General features: G+C 66.8%; 5 protein-coding genes. 4 read left to right on the top strand and 1 reads right to left on the bottom strand.

Annotated elements, in window-relative coordinates:
* Positions 1-251: 251 nt before the first annotated feature.
* The 4 genes from ACEN88_RS22035 to ACEN88_RS22020 all read left to right on the top strand — a co-directional run bounded on the left by ACEN88_RS22035 (position 252) and on the right by ACEN88_RS22020 (position 5,095).
* Positions 252-1,409, top strand: coding sequence for an ABC transporter substrate-binding protein (locus tag ACEN88_RS22035; RefSeq protein ID WP_413343036.1), 1,158 nt, complete (start codon positions 252-254; stop codon positions 1,407-1,409).
* A 120-nt stretch (positions 1,410-1,529) separates the two neighbouring features.
* On the top strand, positions 1,530-2,420 hold the full coding sequence (locus tag ACEN88_RS22030) for a branched-chain amino acid ABC transporter permease (protein ID WP_056131728.1): 891 nt from the start codon (positions 1,530-1,532) through the stop codon (positions 2,418-2,420).
* Complete coding sequence (locus ACEN88_RS22025; RefSeq protein ID WP_413343033.1) at positions 2,417-4,363, top strand: ABC transporter permease subunit; 1,947 nt, start codon at positions 2,417-2,419, stop codon at positions 4,361-4,363. The genes ACEN88_RS22030 and ACEN88_RS22025 overlap by 4 nt, the downstream gene beginning before the upstream one ends.
* A gap of 9 nt (positions 4,364-4,372) precedes the next feature.
* Positions 4,373-5,095, top strand: coding sequence for an ABC transporter ATP-binding protein (locus ACEN88_RS22020; RefSeq protein WP_413343032.1), 723 nt, complete (start codon positions 4,373-4,375; stop codon positions 5,093-5,095).
* Here ACEN88_RS22020 and ACEN88_RS22015 read toward each other — a convergent pair.
* Positions 5,074-6,240: an aminotransferase class V-fold PLP-dependent enzyme gene (locus ACEN88_RS22015; RefSeq protein ID WP_413343030.1), complete on the bottom strand. Its 1,167-nt coding sequence runs from the start codon at positions 6,238-6,240 to the stop codon at positions 5,074-5,076. The two genes, ACEN88_RS22020 and ACEN88_RS22015, sit on opposite strands and share 22 nt — an antisense overlap.
* Positions 6,241-6,373: the final 133 nt, after the last annotated feature.

The raw sequence follows: 6,373 nt of genomic DNA, 5'->3' as shown, positions 1-6,373 counted from the left end.
CATCGGGGCGGGTGGCGTCACCGCTGACCTCCGCCGTACCGAAAAGGCTGCGCTTCGGCGCAGCTTTTTTTTCGTCCGTACCCCTGCTGCCTGACGCTTTCCTTACGCGTTTGCATGAATGACGCATGTTGCATCGCGTCACATCAATCGATTGCTGTTGTCTGATTGCTATTCTACAATCGGCTCACGATGGGCCCGGCACTGGTCCGCGGCGCCCGGCGTAAAACGAGAATACGACTACGGAGACGACAATGAATTTCAAGGTAAAGGCATTGGTTGCAGGGGTAGTGTTGGGTTTTTCGATGTCGGGCATGGCGGCGGAGCCGGTCAAGATCGGCGTGTCCGGTCCGTTCACGGGCGGGTCGGCGCCGATGGGCGTGTCGATGCGCGATGGCGTCCGTCTCGCCGTCGCTGAAATCAATGCCAAGGGTGGTGTGCTGGGCCGCAAGGTCGAACTGGTCGAACGCGACGACGAAGCGAAGAACGAACGCGGCGTGCAGGTCGCGCAGGAACTCATCAACAAGGAGCGCGTCGTCGCCACCGTCGGCTACATCAACACCGGCGTGGCCCTCGCCTCGCAGCGCTTCTACCAGCAGGCGAAGATCCCCGTGATGAACAACGTGGCCACCGGCTCCATCGTCACGAAGCAGTTCGCGAACCAGCCGCAAAACTACATCTTCCGCAACTCCGCGAACGACACCATCCAGTCCGCGATGATCGTCGAGGAAGCGATCGCGCGCCGCGGTTTCAAGAAGCCCGCGATCCTCGCCGACTCCACCAACTACGGCCAGCTGGGCCGCGAAGACCTCGAGAAGGTGCTCGAGAAGAAGGGCGTGAAGCCGGTCGTCGTCGAGAAGTACAACATCGGCGACGTCGACATGACGGCGCAGCTGCTGCGCGCCAAGCAGGCCGGCGCCGACGTCGTCCTCACCTACGGCATCGGCCCCGAGCTGGCGCAGATCGCCAACGGCATGCAGAAGCTCGGCTGGAAAGTGCCCATCGTCGGCAGCTGGACGCTCGCGATGGCCAACTTCATCGACAACGCGGGCAAGAACGGCGACGGCACCCGCATGCCGCAGACCTTCATCCAGAACCCGGACACGCCGAAGCGCAAGGCGTTCATCGACGCCTACATCAAGGCCTACAACCCGCCGGGCGGCCGCATGCCGTCGGCCGTGTCGGCAGCGCAGGGCTACGATTCCGTGTACCTGCTGGCCGCCGCCATCCAGCAGGCCGGCAGTACCGAAGGACCGAAGATCGCCGCCGCGCTGGAAAACCTCACGCTGCCGGTCGAAGGCGTCGTCACCACCTACAACAAGCCGTACTCGCATGCGGACCACGAGGCCATCAACTTCGAGAACACCAAGTTCGGTGAAGTGAAGGATGGGCGAGTGGTGCAGGCCAAATAACGTCGTCCCCGCGAAGGCGGGGACCCAATTTTGTTTGCGCCGTCGTTACGCACGCAAATTAGGTTCCCGCCTGCGCGGGAACGACGTTACTGGATTCACGCGTCTGCTCCCGGAGGAACCATGGAGATCCTGCTCCAACTCGTCGTGTCCGGCATCGCACTCGGCATGATCTATGCCGTGATCGCGTTCGGCTACCAGCTCACGTTCGCCACGTCCGGCACCCTCAACTTCGGCCAGGGCGAGGCGCTGATGCTCGGCGCGCTCGTCGGCCTGTCGCTCGTCGGCACCATCCACGGCGGGCCTTATCTCGGCTACTGGCTGATGATTCCCATCGTCGTCCTGTTCGGCGCGCTGCAGGGCGTGTTCGTCGAATGGATCGCCGTGCGGCCCGCGATCCGCATCAAGTCGGAATTCGGCTGGATCATGTCGACCATCGCCCTCGCCATCATCTTCAAGAACGTGGCCGAGAACATCTGGGGCAAGGACGTGCTGCCCTTCCCTTCGCCGCTGTCGTCCGAACCGTTCACCGTGCTCGGCGCGAACGTGCAGCCGATGCAGGTCGCCGTGATCGTCGGCGCGCTCGCCATCATGTTCGCCGTCGAGATCTTCAACCGCAAATCCATCTACGGCAAGGCCGTCGTCGCCACCGCGAACGACCGCGACGCGGCGGGCCTCATGGGCATCAACACCGGCATGGTCATCACGTTCTCGTACGCGCTGTCGTCGGCGACGGCCGCCTTCGCCGGCGCCCTCGTCGCGCCGCTGACGCTCACGAGCGCCACGATGGGCGCGTCGCTGGGCCTGAAGGCGTTCGCCGTCGCGATCATCGGCGGGCTGACGTCGGGCATGGGCGCCATCGTCGGCGGCATCATCCTCGGCATCGCGGAGACGGCGACCGGCTTCTACCTGTCGACCGGCTACAAGGAAGTGCCGGGCCTCGTCCTGCTGCTGCTCGTGCTGGCCGTGAAGCCGTCCGGCCTGTTCGGCAAGGCCGCCATCAAGAAGGTATGACGATGAACAAGCTGACCTGGGGCGGCGCGATCGCGGGCATCGCGCTGCTGGCCGCCTTTCCCGTGCTGGTCGGGAACCCGTACTACATCCACCTCGTCGAGACGATCCTGATCTACGCGATCCTGCTGTTCGGCCTCGACATCGTCGTCGGCTACACGGGCCAGGTGTCGCTGGGCCATGCCGGCCTGTTCGGCGTGGGCTCGTACGTGACGGGCGTGCTGGTGATGAAGCTGGGCGCCGCGTGGTGGCTCACGCTCCCCGCCAGCATCGCGGGCGCGGCGCTGTTCGGCGCGATCCTCGCCCTCCCCGCCCTACGGGTGACGGGGCCGTATCTCGCGATGGTGACGCTGGCCTTCGGCACCATCGTGCAAATCCTCATCAACGAGATGACCTTCCTCACCGAAGGCCCGATGGGCATCATGCTGACGAAGCCCAGCGTGGCCGGCCACGAGCTGACGGAAGTCGAGTACTACTATGCCGTGGCCGCGCTGATGATCGTGTCGCTGCTGCTCGTGCACCGGCTGCTGAAATCGCACATCGGCCGCGCGTTCGAGGCCCTTCGGGACAGCCCCATCGCGTCGGACTGCATGGGCGTCTCCGTGTACCGTTATAAAGTGTATGCATTCGTGATCAGCGCCGGCTTCGCGGGCCTCGCGGGCAGCCTCTATGCGTATTCCGAACAATACATCTCGCCCAACACGTACAACTTCGAGCTGACGATCCTGTTCCTGCTCGCCGTGATCATGGGCGGCCGCAAGACCCGCAGCGGCGCGCTGATCGGCGCCGTGATCGTCGTGATGCTGCCGAGCCTCCTGTCCGACATCGACCTGTTCCGCCGCATCGCCGTCGGCGCCGCGATCCTCGCCGTCGTCGTCGCGGGCCTGTTGCTCGCGCGCCGCAAGACGACCGCGCGCCGCGTCATCGTGCCCGTCGTGGCGACGCTGGCGCTGGCCGTCGTCTCCTACAAGCTGCAAAGCATGGTCGACTGGCGCCTCACGATCTTCGGCCTCATGACGCTGTTCGTCGTCTACTACCTGCAGGAGGGCATCGTCGGCTTCCTGCGCGACGTGCTGGGTCGCGGGCGCCAGCATGCGCGCGCGCTGGCCGACCACGGCGGCGATCCTTTTGCAGGCGTCCCGCAGGCGGAAGCCGCCGGCGGCGACCTGCTGAAAGTCGAGCAGGTGCTGATGCAGTTCGGCGGCCTGAAGGCGCTGAACCAGGTCGACCTGACCGTCGCGCGCGGCACCGTGCACGGCCTGATCGGACCGAACGGCTCGGGCAAGAGCACGATGATGAACGTCCTCACCGGCATTTATAAACCGACGGCCGGCCGGGTGGTCTTTGCCGGCAGCGGCATCACGGGCCGCACGCCCGCGCAGATCGCGCTGGGCGGCATCGCGCGGACGTTCCAGAACGTGCAGCTGTTCGGCGAGATGACGGCGACGGAAAACATCCTCGTCGGGCTGCACCACAGCTTCCGCTCGAACGTGTTCGACGCCATGCTGCACACGCCGCGCCGTTTGCGCGAGGAACTGGCCGCACGGGCGCGCGCCGCGGCGATCCTGAGCTTCGTCGGCCTCGCCGACCTGGCGGACGAGGAAGCGCGCAACCTCCCCTACGGCAAGCAGCGCCTGCTGGAGATCGGCCGCGCGCTGGCGCTCGACCCGCGCCTGCTGCTGCTGGACGAACCGGCCGCGGGCCTGACGGCACCGGACATCCGCGAGCTGATGGCCATCATCCGCAAGATCCGCGACCACGGCATCACCATCGTCCTCATCGAGCACCACATGGACGTCGTGATGTCGATCTCGGACACCGTCACCGTGCTGGATTTCGGCCAGAAGATCGCCGAAGGATCGCCGGCGCGCGTGCAGTCCGACCCGCGCGTGATCGAGGCCTACCTGGGCGGTGCCGGCGAACCCGCCGCATCCGCCGCCGTCTGAGGAGACCGCATGCTCACCATCGACAACCTGCACGCGGCCTATGGCAAGGTCGAAGTGCTGCACGGGATCTCGCTCGAGGTCCCGAAGGGCAAGCTCGTCACGCTGATCGGTTCCAACGGGGCCGGCAAGACGACGACCATGCGCGCCATCTCCGGCATGATCAAGCCGCGCGGCGGTAAAGTGACCCTGGCCGGCCGCGACATCACCGGCATGGATTCGCATCGCATCGCGCGCGCGGGCCTCGCCCATTCGCCGGAGGGGCGGCGCGTGTTCGCGACGATGACGGTCACGGACAACCTGCTGCTGGGGGCCTTCCCGCGATTCACGCGCTCGCGGCCGAAAGGCGACGTGCAGCACGACCTGGAGCGGGCACTCGAACTGTTCCCGCGCCTGAAGGAACGCCGCACGCAGCTGGCCGGCACCCTGTCGGGCGGCGAGCAGCAGATGCTGGCGATGGCGCGCGCCGTCATGCTGAATCCGGACGTCGTGCTGCTGGACGAACCGTCGATGGGCCTCGCGCCCATCCTCGTGGACGAAGTCTTCCGTATCATCGCGCGCCTGAAGACGGAAGGCGTCACCATGCTGCTCGTCGAGCAGTTCGCCCAGGCCGCGCTGAACGTGGCCGATTACGGCTATGTGCTGGAGAACGGCAGCATCGCCGTGCACGGCCCCGCCGCGAGCCTGAAGAACGATCCGAAGGTGGTCGCGGCCTACCTGGGCGGCGCCCACTGACGGATCGCATCCGCCAGCGCATCGAGGTCTTCGGGCCCGTTGTACAGGTGCGGCGTCACGCGCACGATCTCGGTGCCGCCGAATTTGCGGATGACGGTGAAGATGCGGTGGTCATCCATCAGCCGCCGCACGACCTCGGCGGCGGGCACGCCGTCGATGCCGAACGCGCCCAGCGCGCCATGCAGGGCCGGATCGCACGGGGTGTACACGCGCACGCCCGGCAGGTCGCGCACCTGGTCCATCCAGCGCCGCGCGAGCCAGCGCAGGCGCGCTTCCTTGTTGCCGGACCCGATCGAGGCGTGGAACGCCAGCGCATCCTCGATCGCCATGACCGGCGCCGGCGGCACGGTGCCGAACGCGCCCAGCTTGTCGATGTCGGTGCGGCCGGACGTCACGTCGCCGTACAGCGGGGCGATGTCCGCGATGCGTTCGCGTGCGATGTACAGCAGGCCCGTGCCCAGCGGCGCGCCGACCCATTTGTGCAGGTTGAACGCGGCGATCTGCGTCCCCAGTTGCGGGATCGTATAGTCCAGTTGCGCGAGCGCGTGCGCGCCGTCGACGATGGGGTCGATGCCACGCTCCCGGGCCAGCGCGCCCAGGCGCGCCACCGGCATGATGCGGCCGGTACGGTGCACGATGTGCGTGATCAGCAGCACGCGGGTGCGTGGCGTGATCGCGTCCGCGTACAGTGCCGCGATCGCGTCTTCGTCTTCCACGTCGTGGGGCACGTCCACCTCGATGACGGTCAGGCCCTTGCGCGCCGCGACCATGCGGACGATGTCGTGGCTGAAGTCGTAGTCGTGGCGCGCCATCAGGATCGCGTCGCCCGGTTCGAACGGATAACCCTGGAACACGATGTTCAAGGACTCGACGGCGCTGCGGGTGATCAAGAGCTCATCGGCCGCGACGCCGGTGAAGCCGGCGAGCAGCGCCTTCACGTGCGCGAGGCGCGCGGGCCAGCGCTCGCGCAGGAAGAACGCGTTCTCGGCATCGACCTCGTCCTGGTAACGCTTGAGCGCCGCGCGCACGGGATCGGCCGGCATGCCGAAGTAGCCGTTCTCCAGGTTGAGGAAGTCGGGCGAGCGCGTGTACTGCGCGCGGATGGTGGACCAGAACGATTCGTCGTCGGGAAGGATGGCGGTCAAGACGGGCTCCTGGCGGGCGTTGTGCAACCGCCATCATAGCCCGCTCCGGTCAATGCTGCAGGCGTCCCCCCAGCGCCAGCGCCGCCACGCCCATCGGCGTCTTGCCGTGCACGGTCTGGCCGTCGATGCGGCC

The sequence above is a fragment of the Massilia sp. CT11-108 genome (assembly GCF_047302915.1).
Lineage (GTDB): Bacteria > Pseudomonadota > Gammaproteobacteria > Burkholderiales > Burkholderiaceae_D > Telluria > Telluria orientalis.
The sequence above is the reverse complement of the archived record's forward strand: the minus strand, read 5'-3'. Positions and strand labels throughout refer to the sequence as shown.

What these genes read in the sequence shown, in the direction of transcription:
- ACEN88_RS22030 (WP_056131728.1), top strand. Translation starts at nt 1,530, where the DNA reads ATGGAGATCCTGCTCCAACTCGTCGTGTCCGGCATCGCACTCGGCATG.
- ACEN88_RS22020 (WP_413343032.1), top strand. Translation starts at nt 4,373, where the DNA reads ATGCTCACCATCGACAACCTGCACGCGGCCTATGGCAAGGTCGAAGTG.
- ACEN88_RS22035 (WP_413343036.1), top strand. Translation starts at nt 252, where the DNA reads ATGAATTTCAAGGTAAAGGCATTGGTTGCAGGGGTAGTGTTGGGTTTT.
- ACEN88_RS22025 (WP_413343033.1), top strand. Translation starts at nt 2,417, where the DNA reads ATGACGATGAACAAGCTGACCTGGGGCGGCGCGATCGCGGGCATCGCG.